Raw genomic sequence first — 20,889 nt, forward strand, 5'->3', positions numbered from 1 at the left:
GGGTTAATACCTCAGCACTAACAGCGAATTCTGCTTTGGTTTATGATCGTAAGAACCTCAACGGCTCGTGGAAAAAGGATAGATCATGGCGCCAAATGACGAATATTTAAATGCATTGAACGCTTGGGCGCCAAATTTGGGAGAAGTCTTTACTACCCTTGGCTACCTTGGCTCACCCTCTTCAACGGCTTGGCTTGCCTCAAGCCCAAGGTCTTCGGACTTACGCTTACTTTTCGACGCAGACGGGCATGTTTCAGCATCAGAGATGTGGCGAAAAATTCTGAGAGAGGATGAGATAGTCGCATCGCCAGTATTTATGTTGATACTTGAACATATGCGACGAAACCCAGTTGATATGAGTAGTTCATTAAAGGATGTTAGATTAGACTTTTCGAAGTCGTTAGCCAATATTGCACATCGAGCCGCTGATGCGCTATATGAAGATGCTAAGGGGAGTTTTGCAGGGCATGAGATTGACGTAGCCATTGCACGGTACCGGGTTGCCCTTTCCGAATTTAGATTCTCTATCGAAAGTCAAGTATTAACGGAGTCTGCTAGGCGAATAGCCACCGGTAAGTATGCAACTGCCGTCGCAATGATCGGGCGCTGGGTCCAAGTTTCGCCTGCCACTGTGTCAAGAGCATTGTCCTATTCTAAAGAGTCTATGACTCTAGGGAATCTGAAGCCTGAGACACTTACTTACCGACTTGAGCTCTTGGTTCAACAGTTTGACCAAACTGGTGACGAAAACCTTCTGCAGGACGCGCTTAAACTCCTTTCGGAGAATCCAAAGATTGTTGAGGGATCAGAACTTGCGGAGGTTGAAGCTCGACTCCGCCTAGCGTTGCTCTCAGACTCCGGTATTGGAAGCGTTAGATTCCAACAGCTAAAAATAGCGAAACTTAAGCTGACCCGCTCTCGTCCTAGGGGCTCAGTTGATGAAGCTCGTTGCCGTGTTCTTTCCACCATAGTTGAAGCGGCCAAACAGACGCAGTTGGATCTGCCAGCGAGGTCGATGGCAATACCAAGGGGATTGCTCGCACTGATGGCTACACAACCTTCCGCCAAATTGTGGGGAATCATCAGATGCGTAATCAACAATTTAGAATATCTGCTAACAGATCGAGGGTCTGTACCAGCGGCTGTGCTGAGCGCACAGTTTTTACGTCAAATGGTAGATGGTCCATCTGATCTTCTTAAGCCGAATGACCTATCTAGGTACGTGAATATAACAGGGTCACTGTCTGAAATGGCGCGGTCTAACCGACACGTTCAATGGGAGGCTGGAGCCGCGGCACTGTCGGTAGCTAAACGAACTGGCAATCTGGACTTGGCTCATCGTGCTCAAGATGTATTTACCGAACTTTGTACCCTACATCCTACTTGGCCGCTTCCGAGAATCGGTATAGCGCGAGTGAAAGACTACCTAGATGGCCTTTCCGGTGGCGAAACATCATATACCACAGTCAGTTGGCGTGAGGCAGCTATCCTAGCCTTGAATTCCCCAATCTACGCACGATCAAATTTGGGTGGCCGTAACGAGGTATTCGCTGTTGCTGACGCTCGCGGATTTCTTTCTGAAACGTTCGTCTTCAAGCGGACTACGAAAGAAAAGGCAGACCACGAGGCGACGATGTTGACCTCGCTACGAAAAGTGATCGCTTCTCGTGGAGATACGAGTCTGTTTGAAGTGCCTCGTTCGCTCGCTATTGTAGAGGTTCCCTCTGAAGACGAGCGGCGATGGGTGCACGTATCTCAGCGAGCAGCGGGACGATTAGTGAGCGAGCTTTCTGCGGAAGAGGCCTTGGCCGTACTAGAGCCGATCACAGACCTCCTCGCTATCTTTCATAGCGTTGCAGGAACTCCTCCGATAGGTAAATCAGCATGGCGACCATTAAAAGACTACCTCAAGATGTGGTCGAGGAGTCTCTTCGAGCAAGAACATGCTGACAGCTTTGTTGACTCCCTGCGTAAACTTTTTCCTGGAGAGCTGCCGCTGGTTAGAAAACGAGACGGTCATGCATCAAACTGGATAGTTGACCCAGCTGGGCGAATCGTAGCCATTGATCTTGAGTCCAGCGAGTTCATACCGATTGGATACGATGTTGTCCAACTAATAGAGGATAATGCGCTTGTACAAGCGAACCTGGACGGCTGGCGCATGCGAATTGCGCTTATGGAAAGATATTTTAGCCGAATGGGCCACACAATTAGTGAATCAGACTTAATTGTCGCATACGGGTGGTTCGCTATCACTCGTGCCCTGCGACTAGGGACTATTCGCGTTTGAGGAATTATTACGAAACCTGGTCAGTCGATTATGACAACGATGTATCTGAAGAAAACTACTGCGGCCCCCGCATGCTCGGTGACCTCTTCGACTCGTTGCTCCCGGCCTCTGGAGCGCGCCGGCCCATGCGGATCATGGATGCCTGCTGCGGAACCGGTCTGGTAGGCAAAGAACTGATGCTGCGGGGATTTTCGCCTGTCGATGGTTGTGATTTATCGCCGGCCATGACTAACTTGGCGCGCGAAACCCAGGCCTATGCAACATTGTATGGCGGGGTGGATCTTACTGAACATAATCCAATGATCGCTGACAACCAGTATGACGCAACCTTTTGCTGCGGTGCATTTATCGAGGGCCATTTACCCACAGAGGCCATCCATGAACTTATGCGAATCACAAAAAATAGCGGGTTGATCCTACTGAGTACACGCTGTACTTTTTATATAGCAGAACACTTTGACTCCCTACTGAATAAACTAACGGCCTCCAGACAACTTTCTGCATTGCCTTCGTTTATGAACGCAGCTTACTTGAACGACGTGCAAGCCCACTACTTGGCGTTTGCCGTCAACAAATAATCAGGAGTCGAACATGGATGTGCTCAATAGTATTTCCCTTGAGCGTCTTGAATCGACCCAAGCAGATTATGAAATCAGCCGTTTGCGCGAATGTTGCGTCAATGATGGATTCTTCTACCTGGCCGATCATGGCATACGGCCCTCGTTGATAGCGGATGCCTTGGAAACCGCCCGCCAATTCTTCGCGCTGCCACTGTCCACCAAGAACCAGTTCTGTCAGGACCGGCAAGTGGTCATCCCCAAGACGTGCCGTGGATATGTCGATACGTTTGGCGAGACCTTGCATCCCCCCACCGGCCCGGATCGAAAGCAGCATTTCGACATGGGCCGGGAAGCGCCGGCCTGCGACTTGCCGTTTACCGGGCCGAACCTGTTGCCCAGCGAGGGCCAGGCCCCCGGTTTTGCCAAGTCCATGCTCGCTCTACAACAAGAAGTACTGGACCGGGTAGTGCCCGCACTACTGCGCGGCCTGGCCCTATCCCTCGGGCTGGACCGGGATTTTTTCCAGGCGTTTTTTTCCAACCCGGTGCTGATCCAGCGTGCGCTGTATTACCCACCCTCGGGCAGTGGCGCGGGCAAGCACACCGACAACGGCATGTTCACCTTGCTGTTCCAGGACCCGCGAGATGCCTGTGCCCTCAGTGCCTTTTCACAAGGCCGGTGGATCGACGTTCCTTGCCGCGCCAACGAAGTGGTGGTGAATCTCGGCGATATGTTGATGAAGTGGAGCAATGGCCTGTTTACCAGTACGCCGCACCAGGTGATCCACCGTGCAAGCAGCGCCAGGGTGTCACTGCCGTTTTTTGTGTACCCGGACATCGCTGCCGTGTTTACCCCGCTAGGCAGTGACCAGACGGTCGCCTGCCGGCAGGTCATGCTCGATAACTTCAATTCCATCTGGGTATCCGGCCAGGGCGCCGGCAGGGCGCGCGAGTTCGCTTGAAGCGGCCCACAGGAGAAGCGATATGCACACCGCAGAGCCAAACAAAATCGCCTTCATCGGTGTTGGAAATATGGGCCGGCCACTGGTGGAGCGTCTGCTGCTCGCCGGATACGAGGTTCAGGTGTATGACATCGACCCGACACGTGCGCGCTCCGTGATCACTGCAGGTGCGCGCTGGAAGGCCACCCCCGCGCTGTGTGCCAGCGGCTGTGAGGTTGTCGTGACCTGCCTGCCCCTACCCCATCATGTGCTGGAAAACATGACCGGGCCGGAGGGTGCGCTGGCCGGGATGGCGGAAAACTCGGTATGGATCGATACCTCCACCACCGATTATCACAACACCCGGCATATCGCCGGACTGGCCCGACAAAAACACATCCATAGCCTTGAAGCCCCGGTCAGCAATCTGTCGCATATGGGGGTAGATTTCGCCAATGTGTGTTTCTACATCGGTGGCGACAAAGTCGGTTATCAATCAAGTAGCAGCGTGCTGGAGACCATGGGCCGCAAGGCATTTTATGTAGGTGAGATCGGCACCGGGCAGTCCGTCAAGTTACTGACCAACCTGCTGTTTTACGCCGCCACCGCCGTGTGGGCCGAGTTGCTGGTGCTGGCCCGGGCCAATGAGATCCCGCTGCACTGGTTCTGGGATTTCGTAAAAACCTCCCGCGGCAACTGCTTTGTCAGCAATCAGTTGACCCCGTTTATGCTCGACGCCAGCTACGACCATTCGTGCACCCTGGAGATCACGGTCAAGGACATGAGCCTCACCGAGGCGCTGGCCGATGAGTTGGGGGTGGCGATTCCCTTGGGGCGGATCATCGCTGATCGTTATCGACAGGCCGGAGCGCGGTTCGACACTCAGGACAATCACGTCAAGGTCGCAGCCTTGAGCGAACAGGAAAACAGCATTGCGCTTGCGCTGGCCGACTTCCAGGCACCCTCGCCCTACGGCGCCAATCGTAACTACCGACACAGCGGCGCTTTTACCGAGGATGCTTTCGGCCGGATCACCCCCACACTGCCGGAAACGTTCCACTCCGGCATCCGGTTCACCGACAATCAAAAGATCAAGCTGGCGACGCATCTGGTGGAATTCCTCGCTTGTATCAACCGGGTCATTCTCGGGGAGGCCGCTGAAATTGGCGGCGCCATGGGCCTGTCGCCCTCGCTGGTCACCCAGGTCGTCAACTGGAGCTGCGGCCCTAGTTGGGTGGCCGAACACATGGACAGCTACGAGCCGTGCTTCGACAGCATCGCGGTAGTCGATCAAAAACGCCATGAGCTAAAGCTGAGCGTTATCAACCGGATTTTCCAACAATCGATTCTGGATGTTGCCATCTCGCCTCGCATGGCGGGTCTTGCCCAGGCCGAGGGGGTACTTGTGCCATGAAAATAACGTCCATCAAGGTCTACCAGTTCGACGTCCCGCTCAAGGCAAAATACAGCCTCAGCGGCGGTCGCCTGCACTATGCCGCGCTGGATTCCACCGTGGTCGTTATAGGTACCGACAGCGGTTTGCTGGGGGTGGGTGAAAGCTGCCCATGGGGCGCCACCTACCTGCCGGCCTATGCCAGAGGCGTACGGGCGGGGATCGATGAACTGGCGCCCCATCTGATGGGGGAAAACCCGTTGCACCTGGACCAGATCAACGAGCGGATGGACGTGATGCTGCCTGGGCACCCGTATGTGAAAGCGGCAATTGACCTGGCGTGCTGGGACATTCTCGGCAAGCACTGCAACCTGCCGTTGTATGCCCTGCTGGGGGGTAAATTCCAGGACTCGATTGCCTTGCAGAGCAGCATTCCCACAGACAATCCCGACCTTATGGCCACACACCTGGCGGCCGCCCGACAGCAGGGTTACCGCACCCATTCCTGCAAGGTCGGCACCGGTGTCGAAGAGGATGTGACGCGGATCAACAACCTGATTGCGCAGCGCTTGCCGGGCGAGGTGATTACGTTCGACGTCAATCGTGCCTGGACGGTGGCCGATGCCGTCGCGGTGATGAACAGCGTGCAGGATCCTACGGTGTGTTTCGAACAGCCCTGTGAGTCCATGGATCAGTGCCGCGCCGTGCGCGAGATGACTCGTAACCCGATTATCCTTGATGAGTCTATTGTGACCCTGGCAGACCTTGCGTATGCCCAACGCCATAACATCACTCAGGTCATCGGGCTGAAAATCGGTCGGGTCGGTGGCTTGACCAAGGCCCGGCAACTGCGCGACTTCTGCATCCATCACGGAATCCAGATGAACATCGAGGACGTCGGCGGCACCTTGATTTCGGACAGCGCCGTCATGCATCTGGCCACAGCGACGCCAGCGCGTTTTCATCGCGCGAGCTGGAACTGCTGCCGGCACCACGATGTGCAATTGGCCACGGGAGGGTTCGACATTCGCCAGGGCCGTGCGTATGTACTGGATAGCCCGGGGCTGGGGCTCGAACTCGACCCCCAGCATTTCGAATCACCGGTCGCGCAGTACAGTTGAGCGCCGCGGCCCTTTCCACCACGTTGATCCATGGAGGCTCCATGTCCAGCGCCCCATCATCCTTGCATCTGGCTCGCGGCTTCGACACCGATCCCTTTGCATCCTTCACCTTACCCAGCGAACACTATGTGGATAGCCGGCTCTTCGAACAGGAAATGGAGCTGATTTTCTGCAAGACCTGGCAGTACGTTTGCCACGTTTCAGCCTTGGCCCAGGCCGGTGACTATTACGTCCGGGACCTGGGTCGCCAGAGTGCCCTGGTGGTCAAAGACAAGGACGGCGACTTCAAGGCATTCCACAATGTTTGCCAGCATCGTGCACACCGGCTCGTGGAGGGGAGTGGCCATGTGCCTGGGCTGTTGACCTGCCCTTACCATGCCTGGACCTATAACACCCAGGGCCAGTTGGTCAGCGCGCGAAAGTCCGAGCATCTCAAGGACTTCTGTACTGAGCAGGTGCAGCTCGCGCCCATCCGGCTTGAGGTATTTTGCGGGTTTATTTTTATCAATTTCGACAGCAAATGCGCATCCATGCAAGCCCTGCTTCCCGGCCTGGAAGACTCCATAAGATCCTTTGCTCCGGCGCCGGAAAAATTGTCCCATGCGTATTCCAAGAACTACAGCGTGCAGTCCAACTGGAAAGTTTCGGTGGAAAACTATTCGGAGTGTTATCACTGCCCGATGTGCCATCCGACCCTGTCCATGGCCACCCTTGATCTCAAGAGCTACCACTTGGCGATCCATGAGCACTACCACGCCCATGTCAGCCACGACAGTGGAACGAATCAAGGGTATACGATGAAGGAAACCTCACCACAGTCCCGTCAGTTTGGTGCCTGGTACTTATGGCCAAACTTTTGCCTGGAGGTGTACCCGGGGGGCTATATGAATGTCCTGCACCACATCCCCATCGCAGTGGATCACACCTTACAAGTGGTCGAATGGTTTTGCGATGCCGCCACACCCACTAGGGAAGAGCAGGAAGTCATCGACTTTGTAGCGGTTATTCGCGAAGAAGATGTGCCCCTGTGCGCCAGCGTCCAGCGGGGATTGAGCAGTGATGGCTACCAGCAAGGACGCTTTGTCGTTGACCCTGGCCTGGGTGCTAATAGCGAACACGCCGTGCATGACATCCAGAAAAAAACCCTGGCGGCCCTTGGCCTGCTGACACCCTCGTAGGGTCTTTGAAAACTCCCCTTGGGGGTTATGTCGAGAGCGAGGCTGCGATAGTGGTGTATCAGATACCATAAGTACTGGCAGTGCTACCGTCGCCACCTAATAGCTAATCTGGCCATTGAGCCGGGCGCGTCTCCCTGTAGGGAGCTGGCTTGCCTGAGGTGGTCGTTAACGATGACGTTGAATATCTGACACCCTGCGGTGTTCCAACTGCCGCTATCGCAAGCGAGCTCCTCAGCGAACGGTCCTGCGCTCTAGCTTTCGCTGTTGATCTGCCCTGCCTTCTCAGCGAAGGACCGAACGCAGGCATTGCGCCTCAGTCACCAAAGGATGACTTCAACCAATCCAGCAACTGCCGGGCTGCCGGACGCAGGTTGGCGTCTCGCCATTTGTAGACGCTCAGGGCTTCCGGCAGATGGGTGGATTCGGCAAAGGGCCGTACCAGGTCGCCGCTGGCGAGCATTTTTTCGGTGGTCCGACGCCACCCCAATGCAAAACCGAACCCCTCGACACAAGCCTGCATCATCACTGGATAGCTGTCGAAGAGTTTGTCCTTGGAGCCACCCGCCTTGATGCCGAATTCCAGCAACCAATCGTTCCAGGTGCTCCAGTCTTGCGGTACTGCAACGTGGTGCAGCAGCGGCAGGTTGGCCAAGTCCGCCAAGACCAGCGGCGTGCTGCCAAAAGAAGCGAGGTAGCGTGGGCTACATACCGGATAGATGTCATCGCTCAAGGTAAACAGCCGCGTGTGATCGCCAGAAGCCCGGCCTGAGGTCTGGATGGCGATATCAAATTTTTCAGCGGTTGCGGTGATGGGCTGGGTCGATGCGTTAAGGCGCACCTCCATATCCGGGTACTTCCTATGCAGCGCGGGAATATTGGGCGTCAGCCAATAGAAAGCTTCGCACAACTGTGCCACTAGGACTACTTCGCTGCTTTCCCGGCCTTTTTTCAGATCTTCGGCTTGCGACGCAATACCCAGGAATGCGGTCCGAACGGCATCGCGAAATTCGACACCCGCCGCCGTCAGGAATACCGCCCGATTTCTGCGGGTAAATAACGCAACACCCAGGAATTCTTCGAGAGAACGCACCTGTTTGCTAATTGCGGCCTGGGTCAAGTTCAACTCTTCAGAGGCTTTGGAAAAGCTCTCAAGTCGCGCCGCCGCTTCAAAAGGCACAAGGCTGGACAGTGGGGGCAGTGAGCGTTTGAAATTATCCATAATTTTCAGTCCTTCTGCGTAACCATAAGTCACTTTAAATACTGCCAGTGCGCACTCAGAATCCTTAAAGCAGTTAATCAAGGAAAACTCATGTCTGGAAGCACTACGATAACCGCCACTGATAACCGACAAAGCATTCTTATCGTTGTAGGTTCGGTATTTTTGCTCTCGGTGTCAGACGCCATCATAAAGGCAACCAGTGCCGATACTTCAATGTGGCAACTGTATGTAATCCGTTCTGTGCTGGCCTCGGGCATTCTGATGGCGCTGGTGGTTCACCTGCGCGGCGCCACGAATTTGTGGCCGCTGTCTCCCCTGTGGGTGGTGATAAGAAGCCTGCTGCTGTCGTTGATGTGGATCGCCTTTTACGGCGCACTGCCCTTCATCAGCCTGACCGTCGCCGCCTTGGCTATCTATACCACACCTCTGTTCATCGCTTTGTTCTCGGCCCTCTCCTTGAAGGAGAACGTGACCACACGCAAATGGCTGGCGATCTGCCTGGGTTTTGTCGGGGTCGTGATTACCCTGGCGCCGAGCACCGAAGACTTCAATACCTATGCGCTACTGCCTGTACTCGCCGCCATTCTATACGCCCTTGCCGTGGTGGTGACCAAGGGCAAATGTGCCGATGAGGACCCCGTACTCTTGGCGTTGGCCATGAATGTCGCGTTGCTGATCATTGGGGTGGTGGGCAGCCTGGTGGTGCTGCAGACCGGCCCGCATTTTCCGGTGGATGACGGTTTACGATTCCTGATTGGAGGCTGGTCGGCCATGGGCCAGGGCGACTGGTGGATCATGATCGTATTGGCGGTCCTGATGGTAGTCGTCAGCATCGGGCTCGCCAAAGCCTACCAAGTTGGTGAGACCTCGGTCATTGGTGCGTTTGACTACACCTACCTGATTTTTGCCATCGCCTGGGGCGCCCTGTTGTTCAACGAAATGCTGAACGGCCGAACCGCTACCGGCCTGGTCCTTATTCTGCTGTCGGGTTTCATTGTGCTGAAAAAACCCGCAGGCGAGCTCTGACACCTCACGTGTACAGGCCCTGCCCAGGAGCTGTTTATGCTGACGTCATCTCATCTGCCCAACGTAATTCTCTGGGCCGTCTCCCGGAGCCGCTCGACCGCCTTCGAGCGGGCCGTGATGCAACATCCAGACGTGAGGGTGCTACATGAGCAGCTGTCGGAACCCTTCCTGTTGCAGCACTTTCCCGCCAAGCATGCGCTGATCGAGCGCACCCGTCAGGCCGAACAAGGCCCCGTGGGCATCTCCCGCTACAGCCACGCGATGGACCTGCTGTGCCAACGCCCCGCTTTGCCCATGCGACTGCAATTTGCTAAAGAGATCGCCTATTTTTTTGACTTCCAGGCCATTGATGGCGCCTGGTTGACGGGTTTCAAGCATGTCTTCCTGGTACGCCAGCCACTGGATGTCATGCAATCGCTTTATCGCGTGAGCCAGGGCGGCGGCACCACTTATTTCGATGCCGCCGAGTCGGGTTTCGATGAGCTGGCGAGCATCCATAATCTAGTACTAGAGCATTGCCCCAGCGACCAAGTGCTGTACCTGGACAGTGACGCCGACTTGATGGGGGATACCCAAGGCACCCTGATGCGTTTCTGCGATTTTGCCGGTATCGACTATTCCCCACGACTGTTGTCATGGGAGCCGGAACAGATTGCGCAATGGCAGTTTTTCAAGGGTTGGCATGATGAAGCCGAGCGCTCATCCGGGTTCGCCCCGGTGACACACTCGGCCATTGAATTCCCTGAGATAGTGGAACAAACGGCGCGGAACAAGCAGGTGATTTATCGGTTTTTCCAGCTATCCGCCACCTGGCAACGGCTGGCTGATGCAGCGGATCACCTCAAGTGCCTGCATGAACCGACCACGACGCGACTCCAAGTCCTGTTACTGGCCCCAACCGACGAGCATCGCAGTAGCGCCCTGCAACTGGCGGCCCATCTCCCCGAAGACTATGCCCTTTGGCTGTTGGACAGCAGCGGCCAGATGCTGAACGAGGAAACCATGCGTGAACTGGCCATGTTGCAGGACGGGCCGCTGGTGCTGCTGACGACCGACGAAAATATAGCCTATTGCTCTTCCGAGCAGGCGCGTCAGAGGTTCCTGTGCCTAATGGCACCTGACACGCCATCGGCCAGGGCCCTAGACTTGCCCCTGATAGCCATCGATCCGTCCAACCCTGGCGCTCAGGCCCCGCGAATCAGTGCGCAACTGGCAACCCTTGCGCTAAATGCGAGCCTACGTAGCCGCACGCATCAAATCGCCAGCAACCGCCACGCCAGCACTGCCACCGCGCCGGCCCTATCATGGCAGCAACACTTCTTGCGCTTACTGGACCAAGCCCCTGACAGGTTGGTCGCGATGACACCGCATAGGCAACTGAATGCCAGGCAACTGCATGCCCATGCCGCCACGCTGGCCGAGCGCCTGTCGAAAGTTTGCACCCATAGCGGCTGGGTGGCTATCCGTCTGGACAAGGACCTTCCAAGCCTGATCACCATGACCGCCTGCAGCCTGCTGGGCTGGCCCTACCTCGATATCCCTCACTGGTATGGCCTGGAGGCTACCGCCAAGGCCCTGGCCAACCTCCAGCCGGTGGTGGTGATAGGTGACACCACCAGTCTCAACGACTTGCCGCCCGGTTATCGCACCCTGGTGTTCGACGAACTGGACCCCGCGCCCGCTGCCGTAGCCCGACGTGCAGCTGTCGTCAATGACCTAGCTTACGGCCTGCTTACCTCCGGCACTACCGGCACGGCGAAGATTGTCACCATCGCCGAACACGGTCGCCTTGATTCCTTGGAGCTCTGGCAACAGTACATCCGCCCGGGCGACCGCGTGGGCCTCAATGCCTGGATGGCTGGGTATGTCTACTACCCTATTTTCAGCGGTGCCACCGCCTGCCTGATTCCGGATGCCATGGTGTTGGATCCTCAGGCTCTACGGGCATTCGTCCAGTGGGGCCAGCTCAGCCAATTGATGATCACCCCCAGCCTGGCGGCAGGCCTGATGCAGGATGAGCCGGCGTTCAAACAAGCCTTTGCCGCAGTGCACTGCCTGTGGCTGAGCGGCGAACAATTGCCAGCGACCACGCGCCAGAATCTCGTGCGCTGCCTGCCGCATTGCCGGGTGATCGACCTGTATGGCTCGAATGAAGCCGGAGATGTCGCGTTATCCGCCCCGGACGGACATCTGCAATTTACCGCCGGAACCCAGGCCTACGTGCTAGACCCGGCCCTCGATTGCACGCCGCTGGGTGGCCACGGTGAACTGTACGTCCATACCCCGGGCCTCAGCGTGGGCTACCTCAATGACGACGCGGCAAACCGCAGTGCCTTCGTGGAAAATCCAATGGCCACCGACTGCCCGGCGCTGGCACACAGGCTGCTGCGTACCGGCGATATGGTGCGGCTGAGCGAAACCGGAGAGGTCTATCTGATAGGGCGTGCGACGACTCATTTGAAGGTACGCGGTTTCAAGATCTTCAGCGCAGACGTCGAGCGGGTATTGATGACCCACCCCGAGGTACGCAGCGCTCTGGTCACTACCCGTGGCGAGGGCCAGGATATGCAACTGGTGGCATTTATCAACGCCCAGGACCCCGACAACCCCCCAGTTGCTGGCGCCCTGCGCCAGTGGGCAGGCCAGCACCTGCCCGCATTCAGTGTGCCGCTGGGGTACTTTCTTGCCGCGTCGATTCCGGCGGGAGCGAGCCAGAAACGTCTGGGTGCCCAAGCCCTGTTGCTGCAGCCTTTAGCACCGCTGGCGGATGACCTACCGCCGCTGACGCCGCTGCAAGTACGGGTGGCCAGGCTGTGGGCGCGCTGCATGAACCTGAAAGGGGTCACCTTGGGGCCCGATAGCGACTTTATCGATATTGGCGGCAGCTTGTTGCTGCTGGATTTGATGACGCGGATCAATCGCGCATTCGAGACGGACCTTACGATTGCCGATATCACCCGCGACTCGACGGTGGCAGGGATCAGCAAGCTGCTGGCCCATCGGCTGCAAGGTACGCCGCTGTTGGAAGTGGCCTTTTCGGTCACGGCAGAAGCCGAGCGTTATCTGGCCCGGTTGACCACGGCTGTGGCGAGCCTGCCGCAGGCGCCGCGACGCCTGGCCCGACGCACAATCATGGTCACCGGAGCGACTGGGTATCTAGGGCGCAGGGTGGTTGCCGAACTGCAACAAACAGCCGGTGTGGAGACGGTCTTGTGCCTGGTCCGTGCGGATGATGCGGCCCAGGCTCAACGTCGGGTAGCCGAATTGGGATTGTCGCCCCGCACAGCTCGGGTCGAGGGCCTGGCCGGGGATCTGGCGCAACCACAGTTCGGCCTAGCGAGCGCGGCCTATCAGCGGCTGTGCCAAGACGTGGACTGCATCATTCATTGCGCCGCCGACGTCAACTGGCTCAAGCGCTATGAACGCCTGGCCCAGACCAACGTCGGCGGTGTGGTCGAGGTGCTCGGCCTGGCAGCCGCAAACGGGGCCGGCGTGGTGTTTGCCTCGACCCTACCGGAGCCGGTGCCATCGACCGGCTATAACCGCGCCAAGCTGGTGGCCGAACACTTGGCCATTGCGTTTTGCGAAAGCCGCGGGCTGTCCCTGAACATTCTGCGCTGTGGCGACATCAGCGCCCCCGCACATCCCGACAGTGGCGCGTCGATAAACCAGGAGGACTATGTCGGGCTACTGATTCGCAGCTGCTTGGCCCTCAATGCCTGGCCAGACGAAGCGAGCTGGTCAATGAACCTGACCCCCGTGGACTATGTCGCGCAGGTATTTACCCACACAGCGATCCACGGCCAGGCCTTGGGTTCACCGCCCGTACAGCACCTGTATAACCCTGCGGCGAACCTCAAATGGACCCAGTTATGCGCCTGGATACAGACGCTTCTGGGACCAACCCAGTATGCACCACTGCCCCTGGAACAATGGCAAGCCAGACTCAAGGAACAGGCCCCTGGCAAGGCCGTGTTGCAGCGTACGCTGTTAATCCTGCCGATGATCATTGATGACTTCAGCTACTTCAACCCTCCACCGCCGCTGCTGCTCGATCATTTGGAGTGCCCGGTGATCGACGCTGAATGGACCCAACAGTACCTCACGGCACTGAACCTAACCCAGGAGTGAACCCATGACACGCACTACTAACGGCTGGGCCGCCTATGGGCCGGGCTCTCCACTGGAACCGTTCACCTACCTACTCCCGGATCCCGGGGCCAACGAAGTGGAGATCCAGGTGACCCATTGCGGAGCCTGCACCAGCGATCTGCATTTGATTGAAGGCGATTGGGGTGAAGCTTCCCAATACCCACAGGTGTGTGGCCATGAAGTTGTGGGGCGCGTGGTGCGCACCGGGTCGGCAGTTACCCACCTTAGCCCCGACCAGCGCGTCGGCGTCGGCTGGTACAAGGGCGCCTGCCTGGCGTGCGAGTGGTGCCTCAAGGGTGAAGAGCAACACTGTGCGGCCGTGCTGCCAACCTGCAGTAACGGGCAAAAAGGCGGGTTTGCCGACTTCCTGACCTGCGACAGCCGCTTCGTGTTCTTGCTCCCCGACAACCTGCCCTCTCATGTGGCCGCGCCGCTGTTCTGCGCCGGGCAGACGGTGTTCACCGCGTTGCTACGGGGCACCCGGCCAGGCATGCGAGTGGGCGTGTTGGGCATCGGTGGGCTCGGCCACCTGGCCATCCAGTTTGCAGCCAAGTTCGGCTGCACGGTCACCGCGTTATCGAGCTCCGATAACAAGAAAGCCCAGGCATTACAGCTGGGTGCGCGCCATTTCTACACCCTGGACTTGGCCACGTTGCAGGCACAGGAAAATACCCTGGACTTCTTGCTAATCACCGCTTCCAACGACCAGGACTGGGAACGGGCCATCGCCCTGCTGCGCCCCCATGGCACCCTGTGTTTTGCCGGGATGCCCGGCCCGGTCACGCTGGACATTCCTGCCATGACCTACAAGACCTTGACCGTCAGTACCGCCAACGTCGGCGGGCGTCACGACATGCTGAAAATGCTGGAATTTGCCAGCGAACACCATGTCTGGCCGATGGTGGAGATTTTCCCGACAGAGCAGATCAACCAGGCCTTGGACGCCCTGCGCAACAACACAGTGCGCTACCGAGCGGTAATTGAATTCTGACTGTCATCCGCCCCCATGGAGATGTCTTTCATGCCCCCGTCACTGGTACTACCTTCACATCCCCTGCGTACCCCGGACCTGGTGCCCCACCCGTTTGAGATCGAACGCCAGGCCCAGTCCACCCTCAAAGGGCATCGCTCATTGCTCTTGTGGTTCACCGGTATGTCGGGGGCCGGCAAGTCGTGCATTGCCAATCGCGTGCAGGCCGGCCTGCACGGTAAGCGGCTGCACACCTGCCTGCTTGACGGCGACCGGCTACGCCAGGGCTTAACCGCCGACCTGGGCTTTGCCGATAACGACCGCAAGGAAAACATTCGGCGCACGGCCGAGGTCGGCAGGCTGATGGTAGATGCTGGGGTCATCACCCTGGTCTGCCTGATCTCGCCCTTCGAACAGGAACGCCGCATGGCCAGGGCGCTGTTCGTCCCCGGCGACTTTATTGAAATATTTATCGATGCGCCTCTGCATGTCCTGGAGCAGCGCGACCCCAAGGGCCTCTACGCCAAGGCACGTAAAGGCCTGATCAAGAATTTCACCGGCATTGACTCGCCCTATGAACGCCCGGTGGCCCCCGACATTGTCATTGACAGCACAACCTCCTCAATCGAGCAGGCCGCACACACCATCGAGAGCTTCCTCAAACGCCAGCAGGTATGGGGGTAACCGTTACATCAGCAACAGGCAAGCACTACGAAAACACTTGTTGTCGTCCAGGCCGGTTTCAACGGTGTGGCGGCGTCCAATAAAACCAAGCATCGGAAGCTCGTACCAATACGCTTAGCACTAACTGGTTAGCGCCGAAGCCGCAAACGACACCCCATCTGCGGAGATAGCTTGTTTGACGACTGTCGCCAACACCAAAGTCATTAAGACTTTCAGACCAAGCCCCTGAACATAGGAAGGCTCCGCATTCCTATGTTCAGGGGCTCACATCAAAATAACGATTGGCGGCTAACCATCTATCCAACATCACCCACAAATCCAGTTTTTCCAGCCTATTTGGCTAGTAATGCCACTTGAAGGCAATGGACGCCATGTTTTGGTAGATCAGTCCGAGGTCCGTCGTTTTGTCGAGACGCACGACATTATGCCAAGATCAGGTATGAGAGGAGCATTCGTTGAGATCCCGGCGGCATGTATGCCTACATGTATGCCAACCTGACTTAACAGCTAAAAAAAATATTAAATACAGTAGGTTATGAATTTGGTTCAAATGACTGTGTAGCCACCAAGTACCGAAAAACGGCTTACCGCAAGGTAGGCCGTTTTTTTATGCCCGCGAAAAAGTACCCGGGATTACGCCTCATTGATCCACAATCGCGACACCCGCATTGAGCGCCGGCGCAGCCTGGGATAGAACACCCGGGCAGTGTTCGTGAGAGCTGCGCAATCCTCACTTCTAGGGCTCGACCATGACAATAAAAACCACCGGGACTTCCCTCGCCCCCTGGCTGTTCTCGCTTCTGGCCATGACCTGTGCCCCGGCCTTCGCCGACCAGGCCAGCGCACCATCTTCCAACCTGCTGACCGCCGCCGTGGCCTGGCGACAGACCGCCGCCGAGTTCCAGGCGCTGTACTACCAGGGCTTCAACGTCGCCAGGATGCAACTGGACCAGGCCCTGCAACAACGCAAGGCCGGCGACCGCCCGCTGGCGATCATCAGCGATATCGACGACACCGTGCTCAGCAGCAACAGCTACTGGGGCTACCTGATCAACTCGGACGAGGAGTTCTTCGACGACGCCGCCTGGGACCAGTGGGTCGGCGACAACGGCCCGGTCGCCACCCCGGGGGCGGTGGAGTTCCTCAAGTACGCCCAGTCCAAGGGCGTCGAAGTGTTCTACGTCACCAGCCGCGACCAGGGCGAGAAGACCTATGAATACGCCCTGGCCAACCTGCGCCACAATCAACTGCCGTTCGCCGACGAGCAGCACCTGACGGTGTACCGCGACAGCTCCAACAAGGAACCGCGCCAGCAGGAAATCGCCAAGGACCATAACGTGGTGGTGATGCTCGGCGACAACCTCAACGATTTCAAACGCAAGTACTACGTGGCCGACGTCCAGCAGCGCAGCCAGCTGATGAGTGAAGACCGCGAACAGTTCGGGCGCAAGTTCATCCTCTTCCCCAACCCCACCGACGGCCATTGGCTGAAGGCGATCTTCGGCGACTCCGAACCGCCGGCCACCCCGGAGAACCGCGCCAAGTTCAAGGCGGCCGCCGGAACGAATGCCTGGCAGGAAACGGCCGCCAAGCCTTAGGCTCCCACCCTCCACCATGGCCTTTTCTGGGCCATGGTTTCGCCCTTCCCCAATCCCGCAGGCGGTAGATATGAACGCTTCCGAAACCCCGACTCCCCTGCCCCTGCATACCGAACGCCTGGTCCTGCACAGTGCCGATCAAGACCACGCCCCGGCCCTGCAGCGTTACCTGCTGGATAACCGCGAGCACCTCGCGCCCTGGGAGCCGCTGCGCGACGAGGAGTACTTCCAGCTTGCGGCGGTGGCCCAGCGACTACGGGACATGGCAGGCAAAGTCGCCGCACAAGAGGCACGACACTGGTTGCTGTTCGATCGCGACGAGCAGCGCGTATTGGGCGCCTGCAACTTCACCAACATCGTGCGAGGTGCGTTCCAGGCCTGCCACCTGGGTTTCGCCCTGGCCCGACACGCCCAGGGCCGGGGCCTGATGCACGAAGCCCTGCAAGCGGCCATCGGCCATGCCTTCGATGAACTGCAACTGCATCGGATCATGGCCAACCACCGCCCCGAGAACCTGCGCAGCGCCCAACTGCTTGCGCGCCTGGGCTTCGAACAAGAAGGCCGGGCCCGCGCCTACCTGAAGATCAACGGTGAATGGGCCGACCACGTGCTGACCGCGTTGATCAACCCTCGGCCGATGTGAGCCGCCAATCCATCAACAGGACTGCAACGCAAAAAAACCGCAGCGAGCTGCGGTTTTTTCATGGTCAGTTGAACGGCTGTGGCCGCGGAGTCTGCGCCGAGGATGGCGGCAACATCGGCAACTTGAAGTCCGGCTGGTCGCCGGTCAGGGTTTCCAGGAATGCGACGATCTGGCTGACCTGCGAGGTGTCCAGCTTGCGTCCCAGCTGCAAGCGGGCCATGACGTCCACCGCCTCGTCCAGGGTCCAGTAGGCACCGTCGTGGAAGTAGGGATAGGTCAGCGCCACGTTGCGCAGGGTCGGGACCTTGAAACGCATCCGGTCGGCGTCCTTGCCGGTCAGCCCGGCAACACCCTGGGCCGGGTTCTTAGTCACGTAGGGCTCGATCATGCCCATCTTCTGGAACGAGGTGCCGCCCACTGCCTCGCCGTTGTGACAGGCCACGCAGCCGATGGACTTGAACAACTGGTAGCCCTTGAGCGCGGTGGGGCTGATGGCCGCCTGGTCGCCTTGCAGCCAGCGGTCGAAGGGCGCGTTGGGAGTCACCAGGGTGTCTTCGAAGGCCGCGATGGCGTTGGTCACGTCATCGAACTTGATGCCATCGTCACCGTAGACCCGCTTGAACGAGGCCCGGTACTGAGGGATGGAGCGCAGCACGTCCACCGCCAGGTCATGGGTGAAACCCATCTCCCCCGGGTTGGCGATGGGGCCCCCTGCTTGCTCCTGGAGCGTGGCGGCGCGGCCGTCCCAATACTGCGCAAAACTCAGGCCCGAGTTGAGCACCGTGGGCGAGTTGATCGGCCCCTGCTGCCAGTTGTGGCCGATGGAGGTGGGCAGGTTGTCGCTGCCCCCCATGCTCAGGTTGTGACAGGAGTTGCAGGAAATGAAACCGGACTTGGACAAGCGCGGGTCGAAGAACAATTGCTTGCCCAGCTCCACCTTGTCGACATCCGTGATCTTCGCCGGCTGCACCGGCTGGATCGGTTCGCTGGGCGTCGCTCCCCACGCCTGGCTCCCCCACAGCAATCCGAAAACAAGCAACCACTTACTCGTGTACATGGCGTCCTCTCATCAGGCTTTATGGTTTTCCCCAACCATGTGCCCAATGGCTGGCAGGTGTCCTGATACAGGTCAATCGGTGCAGGTTGAGGCGCCCGGGCGGTCGCGCAAGACCAGGGGTTGCCGGCCGGTGAAGCCCAACGATGCTTTCTAGTGCTGTACATTGCCCCCACGGAAGACACTTCAATTCCCTTGCGAACGGAGCTCAACGCGTGTTCTCGACCCTCCCCTCCCGTTATCGCCAATTGGCCGGCATCGGCCTGATCGCCACCGCCCTGGGCCTTGCCGCCTGCCACAATCCACCGGCCTCCACCGCCCTGCCCCCCGCTCCGGAAGTCGCCTCGGGCTACCGCACCGACATGCAGACCCGGCACGCCGCCAAGCACATGGCCGCTGCCGCCAACCCGCTGGCCGCCGAGGCCGGGCGCGAAATGCTGCGCAAAGGGGGATCGGCCATCGATGCGGCGATCGCCATGCAGGCCGTACTGACCCTGGTGGAACCACAATCCTCGGGGATCGGCGGCGGGGCGATGATCGTGCTTTGGGATGGCAAGGCCGTGCGCACCTATGACGGCCGCGAAACCGCCCCGGCGGGCGCCACCGAGAAGCTGTTCCTGCAGGCCGACGGCAAGCCCATGCCCTTCCCCCAGGCGCAGATCGGCGGACGCTCGGTGGGCACTCCCGGGGTATTGCGTGCCCTGGAGATGGCCCACAAGCAACACGGTCGCCTGCCCTGGGCGCAACTGTTCGAACCGGCGATCCGCCTGGCCGAACAAGGCTTCGCCATCTCGCCACGGCTGCACACCATGATCAGCAGCGACAGCGCCCTGCCCCGCTCACCGGACATGGCCGCCTACTTCCTCAACGCCGATGGCACGCCCAAGGCCGTCGGCACCCTGCTGAAGAACCCGCAACTGGCCGCGGTGCTCAAGCGCATCGCCCAGGAAGGCCCGGACGCGCTGTACAAGGGGCCGATCGCCGCCGAGATCGTGGCCAAGGTCCAGGGCCACGCCAACCCCGGCAGCCTGTCGCTCGCCGACCTGCAGAACTACCGCGCCAAGGAACGCGCGCCACTGTGCAGCGACTACAAGCGCTGGCAGGTCTGCGGCATGCCGCCGCCCTCCTCCGGTGGCGTGGCCGTGGCGCAGATCCTCGGCACCCTGCAAGCCCTGGAGCAGCGTGATCCACGCTACACCCTGGCCAATCTCAAACCGCAGAAAACCCAACAGCCGGCCGGCCTGGAACCGGCGCCACAAGCGGTACACCTGATCGCCGAAGCCGAGCGCCTGGCCTACGCCGACCGCGGCCTGTACGTGGCCGACAGCGACTTCGTGCCAGTGCCGGTGGCCGGCCTGATCGCCCCGGACTACCTGGCCAGTCGTGCCGCCCTGATCGGCGAGCGCAGCATGGGCCAGGCCGAACCGGGCAAACCACGGGGCATCCAGGTGGCCTATGCGCCGGACCGTTCGCCGATGCGCATCTCCACCTCCCAGGTCGTGGCGGTGGATGACCAGGGCGGCGCGGTGTCCATGACCACCACGGTGGAAGCGGCGTTCGGCTCGCACCTGATGGTCCAGGGCTTCATGCTCAACAACCAGATGACCGATTTCTCCTTCATTCCCGAAGAGAACGGCCAGCCCGTGGCCAACCGCGTGCAGCCGGGCAAGCGCCCGCGCTCGTCCATGGCGCCGACCCTGGTCTTCGATCGTGCCAGCGGCGAGCTGTTGGCCAGCGTCGGCTCCCCCGGCGGCTCGCAGATCATCGAGTACGTGGCCAAATCGGTGATCGGCATGCTCGACTGGAACCTCGACCCGCAAGCCGCCGTCGGCCTGCCCAACTTCGGCAGCCGCAATGGCCCCACCGAGCTGGAGCAGGGCCAGTTCAGCCCAGCGCTGAAACAGGCGTTGCAGGCCCAGGGTCACCAGGTGAATGAAATCGACATGACCAGCGGCACCCAGGCCATCGTTCGCGTGCGTGATGCGAAGGGCAAAGCGTCCTGGGCCGGTGGCGCCGACCCACGGCGTGAAGGCGAAGCGCTGGGGGACTGAAGGTTCTGCG

The 20,889-nt window shown here is 59.1% G+C and carries 15 protein-coding genes; 13 read left to right on the top strand and 2 right to left on the bottom strand.

Annotation, left to right across the window (positions count from 1 at the left end):
* Window positions 1-85: 85 nt before the first annotated feature.
* From ATY02_RS30730 to ATY02_RS30755, 6 genes are all read left to right on the top strand, one after another.
* Entirely contained in the window at window positions 86-2,290 is a 2,205-nt protein-coding gene (locus tag ATY02_RS30730; RefSeq protein ID WP_083235681.1) for a phosphotransferase, read from the top strand.
* Window positions 2,291-2,361: 71 nt separating this feature from the next.
* A complete protein-coding gene (locus ATY02_RS30735) occupies window positions 2,362-2,868 on the top strand; it encodes a class I SAM-dependent DNA methyltransferase (RefSeq protein ID WP_068605504.1) in 507 nt (168 codons plus the stop codon).
* 13 nt (window positions 2,869-2,881) lie between these two features.
* Complete coding sequence (locus tag ATY02_RS30740) at window positions 2,882-3,811, top strand: isopenicillin N synthase family dioxygenase (RefSeq protein WP_068575870.1); 930 nt, start codon at window positions 2,882-2,884, stop codon at window positions 3,809-3,811.
* A 22-nt stretch (window positions 3,812-3,833) separates the two neighbouring features.
* Entirely contained in the window at window positions 3,834-5,204 is a 1,371-nt protein-coding gene (locus ATY02_RS30745) for an NAD(P)-dependent oxidoreductase (protein WP_083235680.1), read from the top strand.
* A complete protein-coding gene (locus ATY02_RS30750) occupies window positions 5,201-6,304 on the top strand; it encodes a mandelate racemase/muconate lactonizing enzyme family protein (protein ID WP_060765854.1) in 1,104 nt (367 codons plus the stop codon). Before ATY02_RS30745 ends, ATY02_RS30750 begins: the two co-directional genes overlap by 4 nt.
* Before the next feature lie 41 nt (window positions 6,305-6,345).
* Complete coding sequence (locus ATY02_RS30755) at window positions 6,346-7,482, top strand: aromatic ring-hydroxylating oxygenase subunit alpha (RefSeq protein WP_060765853.1); 1,137 nt, start codon at window positions 6,346-6,348, stop codon at window positions 7,480-7,482.
* 313 nt (window positions 7,483-7,795) lie between these two features.
* Here the strand turns inward: ATY02_RS30755 and ATY02_RS30760 are convergent, their stop codons facing one another.
* The gene (locus ATY02_RS30760) at window positions 7,796-8,701 is read right to left on the bottom strand and encodes a LysR substrate-binding domain-containing protein (RefSeq protein WP_060765852.1); all 906 of its coding nucleotides are present in this window, start codon (window positions 8,699-8,701) and stop codon (window positions 7,796-7,798) included.
* A gap of 90 nt (window positions 8,702-8,791) precedes the next feature.
* Between ATY02_RS30760 and ATY02_RS30765 the strand changes: the two genes are divergently transcribed.
* The 6 genes from ATY02_RS30765 to ATY02_RS30790 all read left to right on the top strand — a co-directional run bounded on the left by ATY02_RS30765 (window position 8,792) and on the right by ATY02_RS30790 (window position 17,774).
* Complete coding sequence (locus tag ATY02_RS30765) at window positions 8,792-9,727, top strand: DMT family transporter (protein ID WP_060765851.1); 936 nt, start codon at window positions 8,792-8,794, stop codon at window positions 9,725-9,727.
* Window positions 9,728-9,763: 36 nt separating this feature from the next.
* A complete protein-coding gene (locus ATY02_RS30770; RefSeq protein WP_068575867.1) occupies window positions 9,764-13,858 on the top strand; it encodes an SDR family oxidoreductase in 4,095 nt (1,364 codons plus the stop codon).
* Window positions 13,859-13,862: 4 nt separating this feature from the next.
* Window positions 13,863-14,870, top strand: coding sequence for an NAD(P)-dependent alcohol dehydrogenase (locus tag ATY02_RS30775; protein ID WP_068575866.1), 1,008 nt, complete (start codon window positions 13,863-13,865; stop codon window positions 14,868-14,870).
* A gap of 30 nt (window positions 14,871-14,900) precedes the next feature.
* Entirely contained in the window at window positions 14,901-15,533 is a 633-nt protein-coding gene (gene cysC / locus ATY02_RS30780) for an adenylyl-sulfate kinase (protein ID WP_060765849.1), read from the top strand.
* Between the two features lie 749 nt (window positions 15,534-16,282).
* The gene (locus ATY02_RS30785) at window positions 16,283-17,131 is read left to right on the top strand and encodes a 5'-nucleotidase, lipoprotein e(P4) family (RefSeq protein WP_068575863.1); all 849 of its coding nucleotides are present in this window, start codon (window positions 16,283-16,285) and stop codon (window positions 17,129-17,131) included.
* 70 nt (window positions 17,132-17,201) lie between these two features.
* Window positions 17,202-17,774 carry a GNAT family N-acetyltransferase gene (locus tag ATY02_RS30790; RefSeq protein WP_068575861.1) on the top strand — a complete coding sequence of 191 codons (573 nt, stop codon included), beginning with the start codon at window positions 17,202-17,204 and terminating at the stop codon, window positions 17,772-17,774.
* A 64-nt stretch (window positions 17,775-17,838) separates the two neighbouring features.
* Here the strand turns inward: ATY02_RS30790 and ATY02_RS30795 are convergent, their stop codons facing one another.
* Complete coding sequence (locus tag ATY02_RS30795) at window positions 17,839-18,831, bottom strand: cytochrome-c peroxidase (protein WP_068575859.1); 993 nt, start codon at window positions 18,829-18,831, stop codon at window positions 17,839-17,841.
* A 212-nt stretch (window positions 18,832-19,043) separates the two neighbouring features.
* Here ATY02_RS30795 and ggt point away from each other — a divergent pair, with 212 nt between their 5' ends.
* Window positions 19,044-20,879 carry a gamma-glutamyltransferase gene (ggt, locus tag ATY02_RS30800; protein ID WP_068575857.1) on the top strand — a complete coding sequence of 612 codons (1,836 nt, stop codon included), beginning with the start codon at window positions 19,044-19,046 and terminating at the stop codon, window positions 20,877-20,879.
* The last annotated feature ends 10 nt before the right edge of the window (window positions 20,880-20,889 follow it).

It is taken from the genome of Pseudomonas sp. BIOMIG1BAC (assembly GCF_001705995.2).
GTDB lineage: Bacteria > Pseudomonadota > Gammaproteobacteria > Pseudomonadales > Pseudomonadaceae > Aquipseudomonas > Aquipseudomonas sessilinigenes.